This is a genomic window from Mammaliicoccus sp. P-M58 (assembly GCF_022386165.1).
GTDB classification, from domain to species: domain Bacteria; phylum Bacillota; class Bacilli; order Staphylococcales; family Staphylococcaceae; genus Mammaliicoccus; species Mammaliicoccus sciuri.
This window is the reverse complement of sequence record NZ_JAJNJI010000006.1, coordinates 1-19,192: the sequence shown is the minus strand read 5'-3', so window position 1 is coordinate 19,192 and position 19,192 is coordinate 1. Positions and strand designations below refer to the sequence as shown.

The 19,192-nt window shown below is 32.2% G+C and carries 15 protein-coding genes; 5 read left to right on the top strand and 10 right to left on the bottom strand.

What is annotated here, in order from left to right:
• Positions 1-106: 106 nt before the first annotated feature.
• The 4 genes from LQ694_RS07795 to nrdI all read right to left on the bottom strand — a co-directional run bounded on the left by LQ694_RS07795 (position 107) and on the right by nrdI (position 4,139).
• On the bottom strand, positions 107-523 hold the full coding sequence (locus LQ694_RS07795) for a FixH family protein (RefSeq protein WP_196968047.1): 417 nt from the start codon (positions 521-523) through the stop codon (positions 107-109).
• A gap of 149 nt (positions 524-672) precedes the next feature.
• Positions 673-1,644, bottom strand: a complete 972-nt coding sequence (gene nrdF, locus LQ694_RS07790; protein WP_048539937.1) for a class 1b ribonucleoside-diphosphate reductase subunit beta — start codon at positions 1,642-1,644, stop codon at positions 673-675.
• Between the two features lie 28 nt (positions 1,645-1,672).
• Positions 1,673-3,778, bottom strand: coding sequence for a class 1b ribonucleoside-diphosphate reductase subunit alpha (gene nrdE, locus LQ694_RS07785; RefSeq protein WP_058612033.1), 2,106 nt, complete (start codon positions 3,776-3,778; stop codon positions 1,673-1,675).
• Positions 3,741-4,139 carry a class Ib ribonucleoside-diphosphate reductase assembly flavoprotein NrdI gene (nrdI, locus tag LQ694_RS07780; protein ID WP_025905413.1) on the bottom strand — a complete coding sequence of 133 codons (399 nt, stop codon included), beginning with the start codon at positions 4,137-4,139 and terminating at the stop codon, positions 3,741-3,743. The genes nrdE and nrdI overlap by 38 nt, the downstream gene beginning before the upstream one ends.
• A 374-nt stretch (positions 4,140-4,513) precedes the next feature.
• Here nrdI and LQ694_RS07775 point away from each other — a divergent pair, with 374 nt between their 5' ends.
• From LQ694_RS07775 to LQ694_RS07760, 4 genes are all read left to right on the top strand, one after another.
• On the top strand, positions 4,514-5,398 hold the full coding sequence (locus LQ694_RS07775; RefSeq protein ID WP_048539939.1) for a DMT family transporter: 885 nt from the start codon (positions 4,514-4,516) through the stop codon (positions 5,396-5,398).
• Positions 5,398-5,898 (top strand): preQ(1) synthase, encoded by a 501-nt coding sequence (queF, locus tag LQ694_RS07770; protein WP_048539940.1) that lies wholly within the window; start codon positions 5,398-5,400, stop codon positions 5,896-5,898. The genes LQ694_RS07775 and queF overlap by 1 nt, the downstream gene beginning before the upstream one ends.
• A gap of 293 nt (positions 5,899-6,191) precedes the next feature.
• Positions 6,192-7,706, top strand: coding sequence for a peptide MFS transporter (locus LQ694_RS07765; RefSeq protein WP_048539941.1), 1,515 nt, complete (start codon positions 6,192-6,194; stop codon positions 7,704-7,706).
• Between the two features lie 344 nt (positions 7,707-8,050).
• Positions 8,051-9,553, top strand: coding sequence for a peptide MFS transporter (locus LQ694_RS07760; protein WP_048539942.1), 1,503 nt, complete (start codon positions 8,051-8,053; stop codon positions 9,551-9,553).
• Between the two features lie 39 nt (positions 9,554-9,592).
• On the opposite strand, the gene LQ694_RS07755 is transcribed toward LQ694_RS07760, so the two are convergent.
• From LQ694_RS07755 to LQ694_RS07730, 6 genes are all read right to left on the bottom strand, one after another.
• A complete protein-coding gene (locus LQ694_RS07755; protein ID WP_196968044.1) occupies positions 9,593-10,174 on the bottom strand; it encodes a 5' nucleotidase, NT5C type in 582 nt (193 codons plus the stop codon).
• 64 nt (positions 10,175-10,238) lie between these two features.
• Positions 10,239-11,306 carry a histidinol-phosphate transaminase gene (hisC, locus tag LQ694_RS07750; protein ID WP_218696893.1) on the bottom strand — a complete coding sequence of 356 codons (1,068 nt, stop codon included), beginning with the start codon at positions 11,304-11,306 and terminating at the stop codon, positions 10,239-10,241.
• 102 nt (positions 11,307-11,408) lie between these two features.
• A complete protein-coding gene (locus tag LQ694_RS07745; RefSeq protein ID WP_065380987.1) occupies positions 11,409-12,923 on the bottom strand; it encodes an ABC transporter permease/substrate-binding protein in 1,515 nt (504 codons plus the stop codon).
• Positions 12,920-13,882, bottom strand: a complete 963-nt coding sequence (locus tag LQ694_RS07740) for an ABC transporter ATP-binding protein (protein WP_048539946.1) — start codon at positions 13,880-13,882, stop codon at positions 12,920-12,922. Before LQ694_RS07740 ends, LQ694_RS07745 begins: the two co-directional genes overlap by 4 nt.
• A gap of 89 nt (positions 13,883-13,971) precedes the next feature.
• Positions 13,972-15,750, bottom strand: a complete 1,779-nt coding sequence (gene recQ, locus LQ694_RS07735; protein ID WP_218696894.1) for a DNA helicase RecQ — start codon at positions 15,748-15,750, stop codon at positions 13,972-13,974.
• Positions 15,751-15,772: 22 nt separating this feature from the next.
• Complete coding sequence (locus LQ694_RS07730) at positions 15,773-17,644, bottom strand: ABC-F family ATP-binding cassette domain-containing protein (RefSeq protein WP_239771970.1); 1,872 nt, start codon at positions 17,642-17,644, stop codon at positions 15,773-15,775.
• An 85-nt stretch (positions 17,645-17,729) separates the two neighbouring features.
• On the opposite strand from LQ694_RS07730, the gene LQ694_RS07725 reads away from it, so the two are divergent.
• On the top strand, positions 17,730-18,545 hold the full coding sequence (locus LQ694_RS07725; RefSeq protein WP_037588700.1) for a ZIP family metal transporter: 816 nt from the start codon (positions 17,730-17,732) through the stop codon (positions 18,543-18,545).
• The last annotated feature ends 647 nt before the right edge of the window (positions 18,546-19,192 follow it).

Here is a 19,192-nt window from a genome sequence, read left to right as displayed (position 1 = left end):
AGTTGATAACGATTATCATTATCTCTATTGTAATGAAGAGTATGGCTAAATGCAATGCCCTTTAAAAAAAAGAGTGATGGAATTAAATTCCACCACTCTTTTATAATTATTTTATATTAATATCTTTATTTGGCATTGTATGTTGATCTCTAGCAGTAACGTGACTTGTTATATTATATTGACCCGCATCTTTAAATTTATATTTTAAAGTATATACCCCATCTTTGTTTTCTTTAACTTTTTTCATTTCTGAAGATTTTTTGTCCCCATCTTTAACGATTTCAAACATCACCTCATCTGCATCTTCCACTTTTTCATCACCAAGTGTCACTTTTGCAGAAAGTTCTACTTCTTCACCTCTTTTAGCTTCTTTAGGTACATCTAAAGCCACTTCTAAAGCTTGAGGTTTATCAGAAGACTTATGCTCTGAATGTTGATGCTCATCCTCTTTCTTGTCATTTCCACATGCAGCTAGAACAGAAATAACTAATACTGTTAATAGCCCTAGTAATATTCTTTTCATGAATATAACCCACCTTTCAATATATTAACTTCATTATAAACAATAAATATCACATAAATTACCATAAATATTGAAAAATATGTTAACTTTTTAATTACACAATAAAAAGAGCCTAGAACAAAATGTATGTCCTAGACTCTTTTAATATTTTACTTTTCATCAAAGATGAAGTCTTCATCTTTAAGTGCTTCTACATTTAATGCAAGTACATAACCGTCACCTTTAACACTGAAGAAGTCATGGTTTTTAGTACTTGTATTTAATGCATTTTCAATGATAGGGTTGAACGCTTTTTCTTCATAATATGGTTCAAATCCTAAATTAGCTAATGCTTTATTCGCATTATATGTTACGTAGTTCATAACATCATTTGTTAATCCTATTTCATCATATAATGTTTTTGTATATTCGTATTCATTTTTGTATAGTAAATCAAGCATACGATACATTTCTCGATCCGCTTTAATTTGCTCATCTTGTGATAATTCATTTTTTAAACTTTGTGCATCTAGTCCTGTAAACACACCATGGATAGATTCATCTAGTAAAATTTTACGGATGATTTCTCCTGAAGTTGTCATACGGCCTTGTCCAGCCAAATATAATGGATAGTAGAAACCAGAGTAGAATAAGAATGTTTCTAAGAACACACTTGATACTCTTGCCATGTATTGATCATAAATGGAAGCTTCTTTACCCCATAATTTATGATAATTACCTACAATCATTTCTGATTTATATTTCAAGTGTGGTTCTTCAACAACCCACTTATCTAATAATTCATTTGTTTCACTAGATGGTAATAGTGTCGTGAATATATGTGAATAACTTTTCGCATGTATTTGTTCCATCATACCCATAAATGAATACACTGCTTTTTTACGTAAGTCTTTCGTATGCATCATGATTAAGGGCATGCCATCATCAGCTTGATGTGTATCTAATCCAGTAAGACCAGCTAACGCCTTTTTAAAAGCATTTCTTTCAGGTTCTGTTAATGTTTCCCAACTTGCTATATCTTTAGATACTTTAAATTCTGACTCAACCCACATTTGCGAGATGTTTTGACGCCAAAACATATTCGTCATATCTTCTTGTGTATTCCAGTTTACTGCCTTCATGTTAGATCTCCTATCTTAATTAATTTGATTAAATTGCGCAACTTGTACATTCTTCAACGCTTAATAATTTATTTCGTGTATAGTAAAGTGATTTTAAGCCTTTATGGTGAGCATATACGTATAATCTTGAAAGTTCACGTGTTGAAATCTCTGAATTTACATATAAAATTGTAGAAATACCTTGGTCCACATGCTCTTGAATCGTTGCAATTAAATCAATTAATTTCATTTGATCTGTATTAAATGCTGATTTGTAATACCACATTGTTTCAGGTGATAAGAATGGCATTGGGTAAAATGTTTCTGCATTACCATATGTTCTTCTTTCAATTTGATCGACAATAGGCATAACAGAACTTGTAGCATTTTGTACATATGAAATACTTTGAGTTGGTGCAATAGCAAGCCTATATGCATGGTATAAACCATTTTCTTTAACAGCTTCTGCTAATGCTTTCCAATCTTCAGCAGTTGGAATATCGAAACCTTCAAATAATGCTGCAACATTATCATATTCAGGTTTAATATCTTGTTGTATATATTTTTCAAAGTATTTACCTGAAGCGTAATCAGATTTATCGAAATCTACATATGTTTCGTGTCTTTCTTTCGCAATTTCCATTGAACGTTCAATAGAATAGTAATTCATCATCATAAAGAAGACATTTGCGAAGTCTTTAGCTTGCTCTGATTCATAACCAATTTTATTTTTAGCTAAGAAACCATGTAAGTTCATAACACCTAAACCTACAGAATGTAATTCATTATTTGCTTTTCTTACACCTGGTGCATTTTTAATGTCTGTATCATCAGATACAACTGTTAAAGCATCCATACCAATATGTACAGAATCACGGAATTTCTTAGATTCCATCACGTTTACAATATTTAATGAACCTAAGTTACAAGAAATATCACGTTTGATTTCATCTTCAGTTCCATAATCGTTAATAATTGACGTTTCTTGTAATTGGAATATTTCTGTACATAAGTTACTCATTTTGATTTGTCCAATATTAGAGTTAGGATGTACTTTATTTGCATTATCTTTAAACATCAAATAAGGATAACCTGATTGTAATTGCGTTTGAGCAATTGTATTTAACATATCACGTGCATCTTTAGCTTTTTTAATGATATTAGGATTTGCTACAAGTTCATCATAATACTCATCTAGATTGATATCATCTAGTGTCACACCATATTCACGTTCAACAGTATGTGGTGCGAACATATAGAAATCTTTACCTTCTTTAGCTAAATCAAAGAATTTAGATGGCACGATTAAACCAGTAGAAATAGTAGATAATCTAATATCTTCATCTGCGTTCACTTTTTTAGTATCTAAGAATTCTAATACATCATAATGGAAGATGTTTAAATATACTGCACCCGCACCAGGTCTTTGACCAAGTTGATCAGCATAACTAAAGCCACCTTCAAGTGATTTAGCAACTGGTAATACCCCTTTAGCGACACCTTTGATGCCTTTAATAGCTTCACCACGTGCACGCAATTTAGATAAGTTGATTGCGACACCGCCACCAATTTTACTTAATTGTTTAGCTGTTGAATCAATAAAGTTAATTGAATTTAAGCTATCATCTACTTCTAATAGGAAACAACTTACTAACTCACCACGTCTAGCTCTACCAGCATTTAAGAATGTTGGTGTTGCAGGTTGAATACGTTGTTCAATCATACCTTCAACAAATTGTTTAGCTTGTTCAACATTACCTTTAGCTAAATATAGAGAAACAATAATAACGTGTTCTTTATATGTTTCAAGGTATTCTGATTTATCATTAGTCTTCAAAGCGTAATCTTTGAAGAACTTACTAGCTGACATGTAACTTGCAAATTGAAAAGGAATTGAATCTGCAAACTGGTTAATCTCTTTTAATGATGCCTCACTATATTCTTTAAATAAGTCATAATAAAAGTCTTGTTCAACTAAAAAGTGTAAACGTTCAATAGGATCATTGAATTGAATTGTTTTTTCTGCTATTTCTTCTAAATATACTTCTAAAGCTTCTTGATCTTTTTCAATATCGAAAAAGCCGTCTTCTCTTCTCTTTGTTACCTTATTGTTTAATTCAATATGATTTTTCTTTTGTTTGTTTATCATTTTCATAGAGATTAACCACCTTTTCCTTAAATTCATCTGCTATTGCTTGGTTACCGTGTAACTCAAATTTCATCAATAAAGGGACATGATATTGATTCGCAATTTCTTCACTAGCTTTCGCGAAATTCTGTCCCCAATTTCTATTTCCACTACCTGCTACTGCTTTAAGATTATGATGATTCACTTTCAAAAAATCTTGTACAGTATCAGGTACTTGGCCAAATCCAATTGTACCTGTAACCATTATAAATGGTTCATTTATTTCATTTGTCTTGTTTGCCTCAGTGAGAGCCATTGTGTCAGACAATCCTGCTCTCTGTATGAAACGTCGTACATTACCAGTTAAAGAGTAATAAATTATCTTCATAAACTTTCACCTACCACATGTAAATGCTTATGCAACTGTATAAATGAAATAAAAAATACAAAAAAATGAACACTTTATTCATTTTTATTTCAAATGCACAAAACACAAGATATAGTGTTACGTTTTATAAGCACATACTATATTATGTGATTCATTATAACACTTTAAATGATTCATAACACTTATAATACCTTATATTTTTTTAAAAAATAGGGTTGACTTTCTTCTTGTTTCGACTAAGTGTTGCTATATCAACATTTGAAAATTGCTTTCATAAAATTTATTTGTCGAAAACAATCACTGAACAAGTCATATACTTTTTAAAGCGAATTATGATAATATATGTTCATTGATAAAAAATAGAAGGTGTTTACATGAATTCCACAGTAAAAGGAATAATTGCAATACTCATTTCTTCGATTGGTTTTAGTTTAATGGCAGTATTCTTCAGATTATCTGGTGACTTACCAGTTTTCCAAAAATCACTTTTCAGAAATCTCATCGCGATGATTGTACCTATTTACTTTGTCATGAAGTATAGAGCACCATTTTTCGGTAAATTAGAAAATCAACCGTTACTCATTTTACGCTCTACACTTGGACTTATTGGTGTATTACTCAATATTTATGCGATTGATCACATGGTATTAAGTGATGCGGATATGTTAATGAAATTAAACCCATTCTGGACTATACTACTTTGTGCGTTATTTTTAAATGAAAAAGCACGCAAGTATCAAGTAATTGCAATGGTTGTAGCGATTCTTGGTGCATTGTTTATAATTAAGCCAACATTTGATTCAGATATGATGCCAGCAGTTATTGGTTTATTATCTGGAATTTTTGCTGCAGGTGCTTATACTGCACTACGACCTTTAGGACAACGTGAAAAATCATATACAACAGTATTTTACTTTTCATTCTTTTCTACGGTTGCATTAATTCCGTTTGTCATATTTACATATGAACCAATGACACTTTCACAAGTCATCATATTATTATTATCAGGTGTCTTTGCAACAGTTGGTCAATTTGGTATTACAATTGCATATAGTTTCGCAGCAGCAAAAGATATTTCAATATTTGTATATGCATCTGTAATATTCAGTGCAATACTCGGTTTCATCTTATTTAAAGAAGTACCAGATTTACTCAGTTACCTAGGATACATTATTATATTCTTAGCAGGCTATTATATGTTCAAGAAAGCCCAAAGAAACCCAAAACCTAAGGAAGCAATTAATAAAGGAGAATCATAATGTCAGAGGGAAGAAACAAAGACGATTTAAAAGATATTACGTTATTAGGGAATCAAAATAATCAATATTATGATCAATACAAACCAGAAGTATTAGAAGTGTTCGACAATAAACATCAAGGTAGAGATTATTTTGTTAAATTCAATTGTCCAGAATTCACTTCACTATGTCCTATTACTGGACAACCTGATTTTGCGACAATTTATATTTCTTATATTCCAAACGTCAAAATGGTAGAATCTAAATCATTAAAATTATACTTATTCAGTTTTAGAAACCATGGTGATTTTCACGAAGATTGTATGAATGTTATCATGAATGATTTAATAGAATTAATGGACCCCCATTATATAGAGGTTTTAGGTAAATTCACACCACGTGGAGGTATTTCTATAGATCCTTATACAAACTACGGAAGACCAGATTCTAAATACGAAAAAATGGCAGAGTATCGTATGATGAACCACGATTTATACCCAGAAAATATAGACAACAGATAATTATCCAATATATAGCCGAGTCTTATTCAACATGACTCGGCTATTAATATAAATAAATTTCACATTTCAAAACATATTACTCACCAAAAAGAAAACGCTTACAATTTTAAAAATTTGTTCACATTTATCTTAAGCCTTGCCACTATTGACGCTAGTATTTTTAATAGTCATTATTGTATGAATATTGTTAATCTTTAACTTGTGTTTATTTTGTGAAAGCATTACAATTTAACATGTGCTAATTTTAAGTACATCTAAAAATGAATACAGTTTATTATGAGGGGAAGTAAAAAATGGGTAACAAACATTATACTAAAGAGGAAATTATCCAAAGTACACCACGTACAGGTTTCTTTGGTCATCCTAAAGGCTTGGCTACACTATTCCTTACCGAATTCTGGGAAAGATTTAGTTATTATGGAATGAAGGCTATTCTTGCCTACTACATTTACTATTCAGTAGCAAAAGGCGGCTTTGGTATTGATCAAGGTCTAGCACTACAAATCGTCTCAATCTACGGTGCACTTGTTTATATGAGTGGTGTTATCGGTGGATGGATTGCTGATAGAATTACTGGTACACGTCATGCATTATTCTACGGTGGAATACTCATCATGATTGGTCACATCTTATTATCATTACCAAATAATTTTACATTGCTATTAATCGCGCTATTGTTCTTAATTATTGGTACAGGATTATTGAAACCAAACATTTCTTCTACAGTAGGTTTATTATATGAAAAGAATGACCCAAGAATGGATTCAGCATTTACTATTTTCTATATGTCAATCAACTTAGGTGCTTTAATTTCACCATTATTAATTGGTTGGTTACAAGTAAACGTAGGCTTCCATGCTGGTTTTGCAGTAGCAGCAGTTGGTATGTTTATCGGTTTAATCATTTATTTCATAACAAACAAGAAATATTTAGGTTTAGCGGGTGTTGAAGTACCTGATCCATTATCATCTTCTGAAAAGAAAAAAATGGTCAAAATTGTTGGTATCACTGTCGTAATTATCGCAATCGTTTGTTTCATCCTTAGTCTATTCGGACAATTAACATTGCCTAATTTCGCAAACTTTATTTCAGTACTTGGTGTTGTTCTACCAATTTACTATTTCGTGAAAATTTCATTAAGTAAAAAGACTGAAGATTATGAACGTACACGTGTATATGCATATATACCATTATTCATTGCAGCAGTAGCATTCTGGATGATTCAAGAGCAAGGTTCTACAGTATTAGCACAATTCGCAGATACTAAGACACAATTAAGCATGGCTAAATTAACAGGTGGCGCAATTGATTTTAATATACCAGCAGCATGGTTCCAATCACTTAACCCATTCTTCATTATTATTTTAGCGCCATTGTTCTCAGTATTATGGGTTAAATTAGGTAAATTCAACCCACCTACTGTTTATAAATTTGCTATAGGTGTATTCTTAGCAGGACTTTCATATATTATTATGGTCGTTCCGTTATCAGACACATCAACTTTAATTAACCCAGTTTGGTTATTCGCAAGTTTCTTATTAGTAACATTAGGTGAACTTTGTATATCACCAATCGCATTATCAACAACGACTAAATTAGCACCAAAAGCATTCACAGCTCAAATGATGAGTGTTTGGTTCTTATCAAACGCTATGGCTCAAGGTTTGAATGCTCAAATGGTAAAAATTTATACAAGTATTAGTTCAAATGATTATTTCTTATACTCAGGTATATTCGCAATCATCATTTCAATCATCTTACTTGTAGCAAGTCCTAAAATTAAAACATTAATGGCCGGCGTAAAATAAGATCTAGCCATTTACCAGGTAAGGGCAACGAAAGTTGCCCTTACCTTTTTAGTATCAGGAAAGTTCTGATTGGTGGGAGTTAGAATGCTGTAACTTCCATTATTTCGAATTCTGTCCCTAATACCAACATCAAGAGCACCGCTTCACTCCTATCACACAACAATACGAGTTACACAATTAACTAATATGTGTAAAAATACTTTTTAATGATATATTAATTATTTTAGAATATTCACAATATTAGAACTTATTAAAATTTTATTGAATTTACTAACATATAGGGTTAAAATGTTCTTTAAACTTACCTGACAATCGGGGGAAGTTTAGAAAGGAAGCGATTTTTTATGGGCAAAATGACGCGAGAGGAAATGGTTGAAACTGTCCCTCAACATGGATTTTTTGGACATCCTCGCGGCCTAGGTATATTGTTCTTTGTAGAATTCTGGGAACGTTTTAGTTATTATGGGATGCGTGCAATTTTACTGTATTATTTATACTTTACTGTCAGCCAAGGCGGACTAGGTTTAGATAAAATTACAGCTCAACAAATTATGGCCATGTATGGTTCATTAATATTTATGACAGGTATATTAGGTGGTTGGGTAGCTGATCGATTACTTGGCTCTCGTAGATCATTAATGTACGGTGCAGTACTTATTATGCTAGGTCATTTAGTGTTATCTTTACCGTTTGGTTTAGGTGCATTTCTTATTTCTATGATATTAATCATTGTAGGTTCGGGACTTATGAAACCTAACATTTCAAATGTTGTAGGTGGTTTATATCATAAGAATGATAATAGATTAGATGCAGGTTTTGTTATCTTTTATATGTCAGTTAATATGGGTGCTTTATTATCACCACTTATTATCGACAAAGTACGTGTAAGCGTTGGTTTCCACCAAGGATTCTCAATCGCAGCTTTCGGTATGCTTTTAGCTTTAGTAGCATACATTCTATTCCAAAAAAGAAGTCTTGGAGAAGTTGAAAATTATCCTTCTAACCCACTCAATCATAAAGAAAAAGTTAAATACGCTAAAATGTTTACATATAGTGCAATAGGTATTGTTATTCTTTTAGCTATTTTATATTTAACAGGTTATCTTACATTTAATTCAATCAGTTTAATCGTTTTAATTATCGGTATCGTTATACCATTTGTATACTGGACAATTATGTATAGAAGCCCTGATATAGATCAAACAGAAAAATCAAGATTACTTGCGTATGTACCATTGTTCTTAGCTTCTGTTTTATTCTGGAGTATTCAAGAACAAGGATCAAACGTACTTGGTGTATTCGCGCAAGAACATACACAATTAGATTTAAATGCATATGGTATTAATTTCGTTATACCAGCAGGTTGGTTCCAATCCATTAACCCAATCTTCATTGTTCTATTTGCACCAGTTATTTCATTCTTGTGGCAAAAATTAGGTAAATACAATCCTTCTACACCACTTAAATTTGTAATTGGCTTAGCATTCGCTGGTATTTCATTTATTGCAATGATGATTGCAATGATGATGCAACAAGCTGAACTGATGAATCCAATTTGGTTAGTATTAAGCTTCTTCCTATGTGTTATTGGGGAATTATGTTTATCACCTACTGGATCAAGTGTTTCCGTTAAACTTGCACCAAAAGCCTTTTCAGCACAAATGCTTAGTCTTTGGTTCTTAACGAATGCAACAGCACAAGGTATTAACGGACAATTAGTTAAACTGATCGAGCCGTTAGGACAACAGAACTACTTTGGCTTAATCGGCGCAATCGCAATTGTCGTTTCACTTATTGTATTATCAATGACGCCAAAAATTAAAAAACTTATGCAAGGCATACATTAAAGTAAAAGACATCAGCTTGGGAAGCTGATGTCTTTTACTTTATTTATATGATTCTGATAAAGATTCTTGTTGTTTATTATATTCCCCGTTTTCACCAAAGAAATATGCTTCTACTTCTTTCCAGTTTTGAACTTTTGGCCATTTATCAATATCAATATTATGATCTGCTGCATACATAATAGAATGATTATTGAAGCTTTCTAGTTGTTTAGGATTATCATCAATTAAATAATCTGTATTGACGATACCTTTATCTCCACAAAATACAAAGTGTTGAGGGTCTAAGAATGGCATATGTTCTCTTAGCCAAGCGTATTTATCAGCAAATGATGTTGGTACGTCCATTGCTGCTGTAACAATATATACGTCATAGTATTCATTTAACTTCTGTACAACTTCCACAGCGTCTGAAAATACTTCTAAGTCTCTAAAAAATCCATCTTCTCTTAAAATACTTGTCAAAATACCTTGATGTTCAGGCATCATATTACGGATTTTAGTACCTTTAAGTTCTTCCATAGTAACATTAGAAGAAGTTTCTTCATTGTAACGTCTTAAAAGTTTTTTTATTGTGTCAGCTAGCACTTCATCCATATCGATACCAATTGTTTGCTTCGTCATTATACCTTCTCCTTTATATATCAATGTCTACTAGTATACCAAAGAACGCAATGCCTTTCCTTTATTACGAACTGTGTGTTTTAAAGAATTTTTCTAATACTTGTAACATCTTATCGTTATGTTCACTAAAGCCCATCGTAATACGTACACCATTTGGGAATGGTCTTGTGATAAAGCCTTCTTTTATTAAATAATCATATAATACTTGAGGTTCGTCTGTATTAACGTATATAAAGTTCGTTTGGCTATCGTAAATATGTTCTTTAAAAGGTGCATTTAAGAATTTCTCAATTTCATGACGATTCTTTGTTGTAATGTCTTTTAAGTATGCTTGATCTTTAATCGCGGCATCTGCTGCAACAGCTGAAAGTGATGTTACATTGAATGGTAATCTGACAATATCTAATTGGTCTAATAATGATTCATTAGCGATTGCATAACCAATACGTTGTGCTGCTAATCCATATGCTTTAGAAAGTGTACGTAAGACAACGACTTGATTATATTTTGAAAGCAATTCTAAGCTATTTAGCATGTCTTCAGCAACAGCAAATTCTATATATGCTTCATCTATTAAAACGATAATATCATCTGGTACTTTTTGAATAAATGCTTCTATTGCATCATGAGGCAAATATGTGCCTGTTGGGTTATTCGGATTACAAATCCAAATCAGTTTCGTTTTATCTGTAATTTGTTCATACATTGCATCTAAATCAAAATATCCATCTTTAATTGGTGTTGTTTTAACTTGAGCACTTTCAATAATGGCGTGATGTCTATACTGTCCAAATGTCATGTCACTTGTTAAAATTTCATCATCTTTTTCAAGAACTGCTCTTGAAATAATCATAATCACTTCATCTAAACCTGAACCAAAGAATATTTGTTCTTTTTTCACATTGAGAAATGTACTTAATGTTTCTTTCACTTCAAATTGTTTCACTTCTGGATAGTAGAATAATTCATCTAAATTAGCTTTGATTGCTTCTTTAACAGTTGGTGAAGGACCATATAAATTCTCATTTGAAGCAAGTTTGACCATGTCTCCATCTATGCCGTATTTTTCTTTTAATTGTCTCGGAGATAACCCCGGTTGGTATGCTTGTAATTCACTTAATTGTTGCTTCATTTTTAGACCTCCAAGTTGAAATATAAAAACGGTAAACCGAAATTTACCGTTTGTTAATTTATTAGTATTATAGACCTAATCATTTTCATAAATCAATGGTATTTAATCAATCAAGTCATTCTTCTGTAAATATTCTTTCGCGACTTGATAAGCATCTTCATCCTTAATTGTCACTCTATAATTCATTGCTTGCATTTCTTCATCAGATATTTTGCCTTTTAGTTTATTCATAGCTTTCACTACATCTGGATGCTCTTTAATTGTTTCTTTTTTCATAAGTGGTGCACCTTGGTATGGTGGGAATAATTTTTTGTCATCTTCCAATACAACCATGCCATATTCTTTAAGCTCAGCATCTGTTGAATATGCATCGATTAAATCAATATCATTACTTTCAAGTGCTTGATATCTTAATTTAGGTTCCATAGTTTTAACATCTTTAAAGTTTAAATCATATTTCTTTTGAATACCTTTGTAACCATCTTCACGGTCATTAAACTCTAAAGTGAAACCAGGTCGAATTTCATCTTCTACCTTACTTAAATCTGAAATAGTTTTAATATTATGTTTTTCAGCATATTCTTTTTTAACTGCTAAAGCATACGTATTATTATATTTCATCGGTTCAAGCAATTGCATATCAAATTTTTTATCAAGACTATTATTAGCTTGATTATATACATCTTGTTCTGTTGTTGATTTCGGTGTTTCTTTCGTTAACTCACCTAGAACTGTACCTGTGAATTCTAAATATCCATCTATTTCGTCAGACTTTAATGCATTAAATAGGAAAGATGTCTTACCCATACCTGCTTTAACTTCTACAGTGTTATCAGTTTCTTCTTCAATTAAAATCTTATACATATTTGTGATAACTTCTGGTTCAGATCCTAATTTACCTGCTAATGTGATTTTATCACCTTTTTGAGCAAATAAAGGTATCGTTACAGATAATAAGAATATGACTAATATTGTTCCAAGAATAATTAAAGACTTCTTGTATGAAATTCTTTCTAAAATTCTTAAAAATACATCAAAGAAAATTGCTAAAATAGCTGCAGGAATTGCCCCAAGTAATATAAGAGATGAATTATTTCTATCAATACCTAATAATATTAAATCCCCTAGACCACCAGCACCTATTAAAGCTGCTAATGTTGCTGTACCAATGATTAATACCATTGCTGTTCGAATACCAGCCATCATAACTGGCATTGCAAGTGGTAACTCAACTTTAGACAATCTTCTACCAGTCTTCATACCTATACCACGTGCCGCTTCAATCAATGAAGGATCTACTTCTTTAATGCCGGTATATGTATTCCTTAATATAGGTAATAACGCGTATATAACAAGTGCAATAATTGCCGGTATTCGCCCTATACCAAATAGCGGAATCATTAAACCTAGTAAAGCAAGAGATGGTATTGTTTGTAATACAGCTGCGATGTTAATAATAACTTCGGCTAACTTTTTAGTCTTTGTCAGTAATATACCTAACGGAACTGCGATTACTACTGCAATTAAAAGCGCAATAAATGATAATTGAATATGTTCAATTAACGTTTCTAAAAGTTGCCCTTTACGGCTTGAAAGTGTTTCGATTAAGGCATTCATGAAGAAACACCTCTATTCTTTTCAGCTAAATAACTAAACACATATTGTCTTGTCACTATATGGCTAGGTGATGCATTTTCTGAATCCATCACAATCGCTTCGTGCTCTGCTAATAATCCATATATGTCGTCAATCGTTTGTTCTGGTGAAACTTTAGGATATTGATCAATAGAATGCGTATTTACTTCTGAAATTGGTTGCGCAATATCTCCTAACTTCACTTGCTTTAATACATGCGCATCCACATTACCAATAAATGATTTTACGAAATCATTCTTAGGGCGATGAATAAAGTCTTCTGTCGTTCCAATTTGTTCCACATGTCCTTGATTCAATAAACAAATACGGTCTCCCATTTTCATCGCTTCTTCAATATCATGTGTTACAAAGACGATTGTTTTTTTAATTTGTGATTGAAGTTCGAGTAAATCATCTTGTAAATTCTTCCTGCTAATTGGATCTAGTGCACTAAATGGTTCATCCATTAAGACAACTGGCGGATCGGAAGCTAGTGCACGAATAACGCCAATACGTTGTTGTTGTCCTCCAGATAACTCACTTGGATATCTATCTCGATATGTTTCAGGATCTAAACCGACCATAGTTAGCAATTCATCTACTCTATTCGCAATATCTTTCTTTTTCCACTTCTTCATCTCTGGTACTTGTGCGATATTTTCTTTAATCGTCATATGCGGAAAAAGTGCTATTTGTTGGAGCACATACCCAATGTCCCATCGCATTTCCGCAACATCATATTCACTTATTGGTTTATCGTTAAAATATATAAATCCTTCTGATAAAGGTATTAACCTGTTGATCATTTTAAGTGTTGTAGTCTTTCCACACCCAGAAGGTCCTATAAGTACAAAAAATTCACCTTCATTAATATTAAAACTTACATTATCTACTGCTTTCTTATCCCCGTATATCTTTGAAACAGCTTCAAACTTAATCATTAATAGACACCACATTCCTCTTTTTTATCAGTACTAGAATTTCCTTTATATTATTTACCCTAATTCCACAATAAAATGCCTATTCTTTCTTAAATGGGTTGTTTATAATTTTTAATGGTTTCAATAAATATCGGACAATAGTGTTTCAATTTATAACTTCCAATACCATCGATTAAAATCATTTCTTTTTTAGATTCAGGTAATCGTTTAGCAAATTGCTCTAAAATTTGGTCAGAGAATATAGAAAGCGGTGAAACTTCTAATTCTTTACTTAAATCTTTTCTAACTTCTATTAATCGATTAAACAATGATCTATCAACATCTGTAATCGTTTGAATATCAACGATTTCTTTCGGTTTAGATTTAAATGGTGTTGTCATAATTTCAACTTTTCCACGCAATACATCCATCGCTTCTTGGTCAACACTTAATATTTCTTTATGTTCATTTAAATAGCCTTTATAACGCAATTCATCTAGTAAATGATGACATTCATTCGTCGTATAGTCTTTTAATATGCCATAAGTACTCAGTTCATCATATCCTAAAGACGTTATTTGAGGTGTTTGTTCTCCTCTTAATACTTGTATAATCATATTACGTTTTTCTTTTTGCTTTAATCTTGCAATACAACTTAATATTTTTTGCGCTTCAGTTGTCATGTTATATGATTTTTCTGATTGTAAACAACTAGAGCATCTGCCACACTCTTCTAATTTTTCATCAGGATTAAAATAATGAATCATCATCGCTTCTAAACATTTAGTCGTCTTCGTATATTGAATCATTTGTCGAAGCTTTTCACCTTGCTTTTCTTTGTATTCATCATCTGCAGAACTTGAAGAAATGAAGAATTTTTGAAGGTCTATATCACGGTCTGAGAATAATAAGATACATTCACTGTCTAACTGATCACGACCAGCTCGACCAGCCTCTTGATAATATGATTCGATATCTTGAGGCATATTATAATGAATCACGTATCTAACATTTGATTTATCGATTCCCATACCAAAAGCATTTGTTGCAATTGCTAATTTGATATCATCTTCAATAAATTTACGTTGTGCACGTTCTCGTTCATCTTTTGGTAGCCCTGCATGATACATCACATTTTTAATCTCTAAATCATCAAATGTTTCACTTAATTGTTCAACTTGTTTTCTAGTAGAACAATAAATAATACCTGATTGATTAATATTTTTCTTCACATAATCTTTAACAAAATTAAGTCTCTGATATGTATTGTTCACTTTAAAAGTTAAGTTCTCACGTTTAATAGACGTTTCAACAATATCACTTTCAGCAATTCCTAATTTTTGAGAGATATCTTCTTGTACTTCTTTAGTGGCTGTTGCTGTTAATGCCACCAATCTAAAATGATGAGGCAAGCTCATAACATGTGTAATCACTTCTTGATAACTTGGTCTAAAATCATGTCCCCACTTCGAAATACAATGTGCTTCATCAAATGCGATGAGCTTTACATTACATTTATTCAACATTTGTATAAATTGTGGTTGATTAAATCTTTCAGGTGCAATATATAGAAATTTCAACTGTCCTGAGACAAGTTCATTCTCTACTCTTTTTTTCTCTTTAGCTGTTAAAGTACTGTTTAAAAATTCAGCTTTGATTCCCATCGATCTCAAGCTATCAACTTGGTCTTTCATTAATGAAATCAATGGACTAATCACAATCGTTAATCCATCTAAATATAGACCCGGTACTTGATAACAAATCGATTTACCGCCACCTGTTGGCATAACACCTAAAGTGGGACGATGATCAATAACTTTATCAATAATTTCTTTCTGTCCATCTCTAAATTGTTGATATCCGAAATACTCTTTTAAAATATTTTGCATCTATATATACACCTCTATACGCTTATAATCTGTCTGATAAGGATGACCAACGCATATAATCTTCTTCATATTGCGTTTCAATTGATGTCTTTTCATTTGCGAGATCATTTAATTTTTCATAATTTGTAGCATGTTCAACCATTTCTTGGTCGATTTCTTCTAATCTTGTTTCTATATATTCAATATTTTTCTCAAGTTGTTCTAGTTCACGCTTTTCTTTGAACGATAATCTAGCAGAAGTCTTAGGTTTCGTTTCTGTTTTTTGAACTTCTTTATGTTGTTGTGTTGCTTTTTTCTCAATCTCTCTTTTATATTCTAAATAATCTTCAAATGTACCTAACATAGGTTCGATTTGTTTATCATGGATATACCAATATTTATTGGCCACTTTATTTAAGAAATATCTATCATGACTTACCGTTATAACCGTTCCACCGAATTCATTAATATATGCTTCTAATATTGTTAAAGTTTCAGTATCTAAATCGTTTGTTGGCTCATCAAGAATTAATACATTCGGTTCGTGAACTAATAGTTTTAATAAATATAAACGTTTTTGTTCTCCACCTGATAATTTATTAATTTGCGTGCCATGCGTTTGACTTGGGAATAGAAATCTTTCTAACAACTGCGTAACAGATACAACTGTGCCATCTTTTTCTTTAGCAACTTCACTTTCTTCTCTTAAATAATCAATCATTCTCTTATCTGAAGTTAAACTTTCGTCTTGCTGTTTAAAATAAGCAATTTTCACAGTTTGACCTGTAATAAGATTACCTTCAAATGTTTGATCTAAGCCACTAATAATATTGAGTAATGTCGTTTTACCTGCGCCGTTTTCTCCAACAATACCAATTCTATCGCCTTTTTGAATAATCGTTGTAAAGTGTTCAAATAATTTTCTATCTCCAACAGATTTAGAAATATCGTCTAACTCAAATACTTGTTTACCGAGACGAGCATGCGCTAAATTCAAACTTGCTTCACCTTGTGTTTTTCTATTTGATAAATCTTCTTCTAACGTATTAAATCGTTGTATTCTTGCTTGTTGTTTCGTTGATCTAGCTTTAGCACCTTGTCTCATCCAATGCAATTCTTGTTTATACAGCGCTTTCTTTTTAACATGTTGTTGTGCTTCAATCTCTTCTTTTTCAGCTCTTGCTTCAATATACGCTTCATAATTACCTGGATAACTTGTAAGTTTACCATTTGAAAGTTCAACAATTCTTGTAGAAACTTGATTTAAAAAATGACGATCATGTGTAACAAACATGATTGTGTGGGGATATTGTTTAATATAGTTAACGAGCCATTCAATTCCTTCAATGTCTAAATGGTTTGTCGGTTCATCTAATAATAATAAATCTGGTTTACGTATTAATTCTTTTGCTAATGCAACTCTTTTTTTCTGTCCACCACTTAATGTAGCTATTTTTTTAAGATAGTCATTTATACCTAGTTTTGATAGAATAGTTTTAACGTCTGCACTGTAATCCCATGCATTTAATCGATCCATATCAGATTGATATTTCATCATAAGATCTAAATCTTTAGATTCACCCGTCTGTTGATATTGATTTAAAGCATTTTCGTATTTAGAAATCACTTTCGTCATTTCAGTTTCGTTATTCAATACTTCATCGATTACAGTTAAAGATTCATCAAGTTCAGGCTTTTGGCTTGCATATGCAATTTGATATTGGTTAGGATAAGATGTCTTCGCATCATAATCATCATCAATATTTGCAATAACTTTAAGCAAAGTACTTTTCCCTGTTCCATTGATTCCAACTAAACCAATGCGTTCTTTGTAAGAAATGGATAAATCTAAATCATCAAAAATAATTTTGTCACCATATTGCTTATTAAGTTTTTCAATTTTATATGCTTCCATGAATTAACATCCTTTAGTATTCTCAGTTTTCAATTAATATATTATACACTTTTTTTTACACAAAAGATATGAAGGAGCAAAAACTATGCAACAGATTTTTACAGAACTACCACCATACTTGCAAGCATTATTCGCAGGTATCATCACATGGCTGTTAACAGCATTCGGTGCATCGTTTGTTTACTTGTTCAAAAATATAGACACAAAGGTTATCAATACAATGCAAGGTTTCGCTGCAGGTGTCATGATTGCAGCTAGTTTTTGGTCTTTATTACAACCTTCTATAGAACAAAGTTCACATTCAGCAATGCCTTGGCTTCCAGCCGCAATCGGCTTTCTTTTAGGCGGATTGTTTATTAGACTACTAGACTTTGTCATACCCCATGCACACCAAAATGCAGTTGATAAAAGTCAGCGAGTAGAAGGACCTGACACTAAATTAGGCAAAAACACTTTGCTATTTTTAGCCATCACATTGCATAACATTCCAGAAGGTATGGCCATCGGTGTTGCTTTCGGTGGTGTTGCAACTGGAAACGAAGGTGCAACATTATTAGGCGCACTCGGATTAGCAATAGGTATCGGTATACAAAACATTCCAGAAGGCGCAGCACTCTCTATGCCAATCCGTGCTTCAGGTTTATCAAGATGGAAGTCATTTAACTATGGTCAAGCATCAGCTTTAGTTGAACCTGTATTCGCAATGCTAGGCGCATTACTAGTTGTCATTGCGACACCTGTATTACCTTATGCATTAGCATTCGCAGCCGGCGCAATGATATTTGTCGTTGTAGAAGAACTCATCCCCGAATCACAGTCAGGTAACAACACTGACTTAGCAACATTAGGATTAATGGGAGGATTCACAATAATGATGATATTAGATGTCGCTTTAGGATAGATAGAATACAAATCCCAATCGTGAGGACGATTGGGATTTTTTCATTGATTAATGTGTTGAGGGTTGGGGGTATGGGCATTGTGGAGATTGCGTGAATTAGAGATGTCGATGATTTTTGGGAATGTCTATGTTGGGAATGTCATGGCTTAACTTGGAGTTAAGCTACGACTTAGGCTATCTCTTGGCTTTATTAGGTAATTAATCTACGACTTGGATGATCTCTTGGCTTTATTAGAAAGTTAAGCTACGACATGGATGTTTTTTAATTAATCAAAAGTGTTCATTTCTATAAAATCATTTGAAATTTTTGAAAAGATGTGAGTTTATTACAACTTTAACTCACATCTTTTCCAATCTCGTGAGTTTATTTCCTCTTTAACTCACATCTTCAGCAATCTCGTGAGTTTACCACCTCTTTAACTCACATCTTGACCTATCTCGTGAGTTTACTGCCTCTTTAACTCACATCTTCTTCAATCTCGTGAGTTTACCACCACTTTAACTCACATCTTCTTCAATCTCGTGAGTTTATTACCTCTTTAACTCACGTCTTTCCCAATCTCGTGAGTTTACCACCTCTTTAACTCACATCTTGACCTATCTCGTGAGTTTACTGCCTCTTTAACTCACATCTTCTTCAATCTCGT

Coding starts and splice junctions, on each gene's coding strand:
- LQ694_RS07795 (WP_196968047.1), bottom strand. CDS start 523: ATGAAAAGAATATTACTAGGGCTATTAACAGTATTAGTTATTTCTGTT.
- nrdF (WP_048539937.1), bottom strand. CDS start 1,644: ATGAAGGCAGTAAACTGGAATACACAAGAAGATATGACGAATATGTTT.
- nrdE (WP_058612033.1), bottom strand. CDS start 3,778: ATGAAAATGATAAACAAACAAAAGAAAAATCATATTGAATTAAACAAT.
- nrdI (WP_025905413.1), bottom strand. CDS start 4,139: ATGAAGATAATTTATTACTCTTTAACTGGTAATGTACGACGTTTCATA.
- LQ694_RS07775 (WP_048539939.1), top strand. CDS start 4,514: ATGAATTCCACAGTAAAAGGAATAATTGCAATACTCATTTCTTCGATT.
- queF (WP_048539940.1), top strand. CDS start 5,398: ATGTCAGAGGGAAGAAACAAAGACGATTTAAAAGATATTACGTTATTA.
- LQ694_RS07765 (WP_048539941.1), top strand. CDS start 6,192: ATGGGTAACAAACATTATACTAAAGAGGAAATTATCCAAAGTACACCA.
- LQ694_RS07760 (WP_048539942.1), top strand. CDS start 8,051: ATGGGCAAAATGACGCGAGAGGAAATGGTTGAAACTGTCCCTCAACAT.
- LQ694_RS07755 (WP_196968044.1), bottom strand. CDS start 10,174: ATGACGAAGCAAACAATTGGTATCGATATGGATGAAGTGCTAGCTGAC.
- hisC (WP_218696893.1), bottom strand. CDS start 11,306: ATGAAGCAACAATTAAGTGAATTACAAGCATACCAACCGGGGTTATCT.
- LQ694_RS07745 (WP_065380987.1), bottom strand. CDS start 12,923: ATGAATGCCTTAATCGAAACACTTTCAAGCCGTAAAGGGCAACTTTTA.
- LQ694_RS07740 (WP_048539946.1), bottom strand. CDS start 13,882: ATGATTAAGTTTGAAGCTGTTTCAAAGATATACGGGGATAAGAAAGCA.
- recQ (WP_218696894.1), bottom strand. CDS start 15,750: ATGCAAAATATTTTAAAAGAGTATTTCGGATATCAACAATTTAGAGAT.
- LQ694_RS07730 (WP_239771970.1), bottom strand. CDS start 17,644: ATGGAAGCATATAAAATTGAAAAACTTAATAAGCAATATGGTGACAAA.
- LQ694_RS07725 (WP_037588700.1), top strand. CDS start 17,730: ATGCAACAGATTTTTACAGAACTACCACCATACTTGCAAGCATTATTC.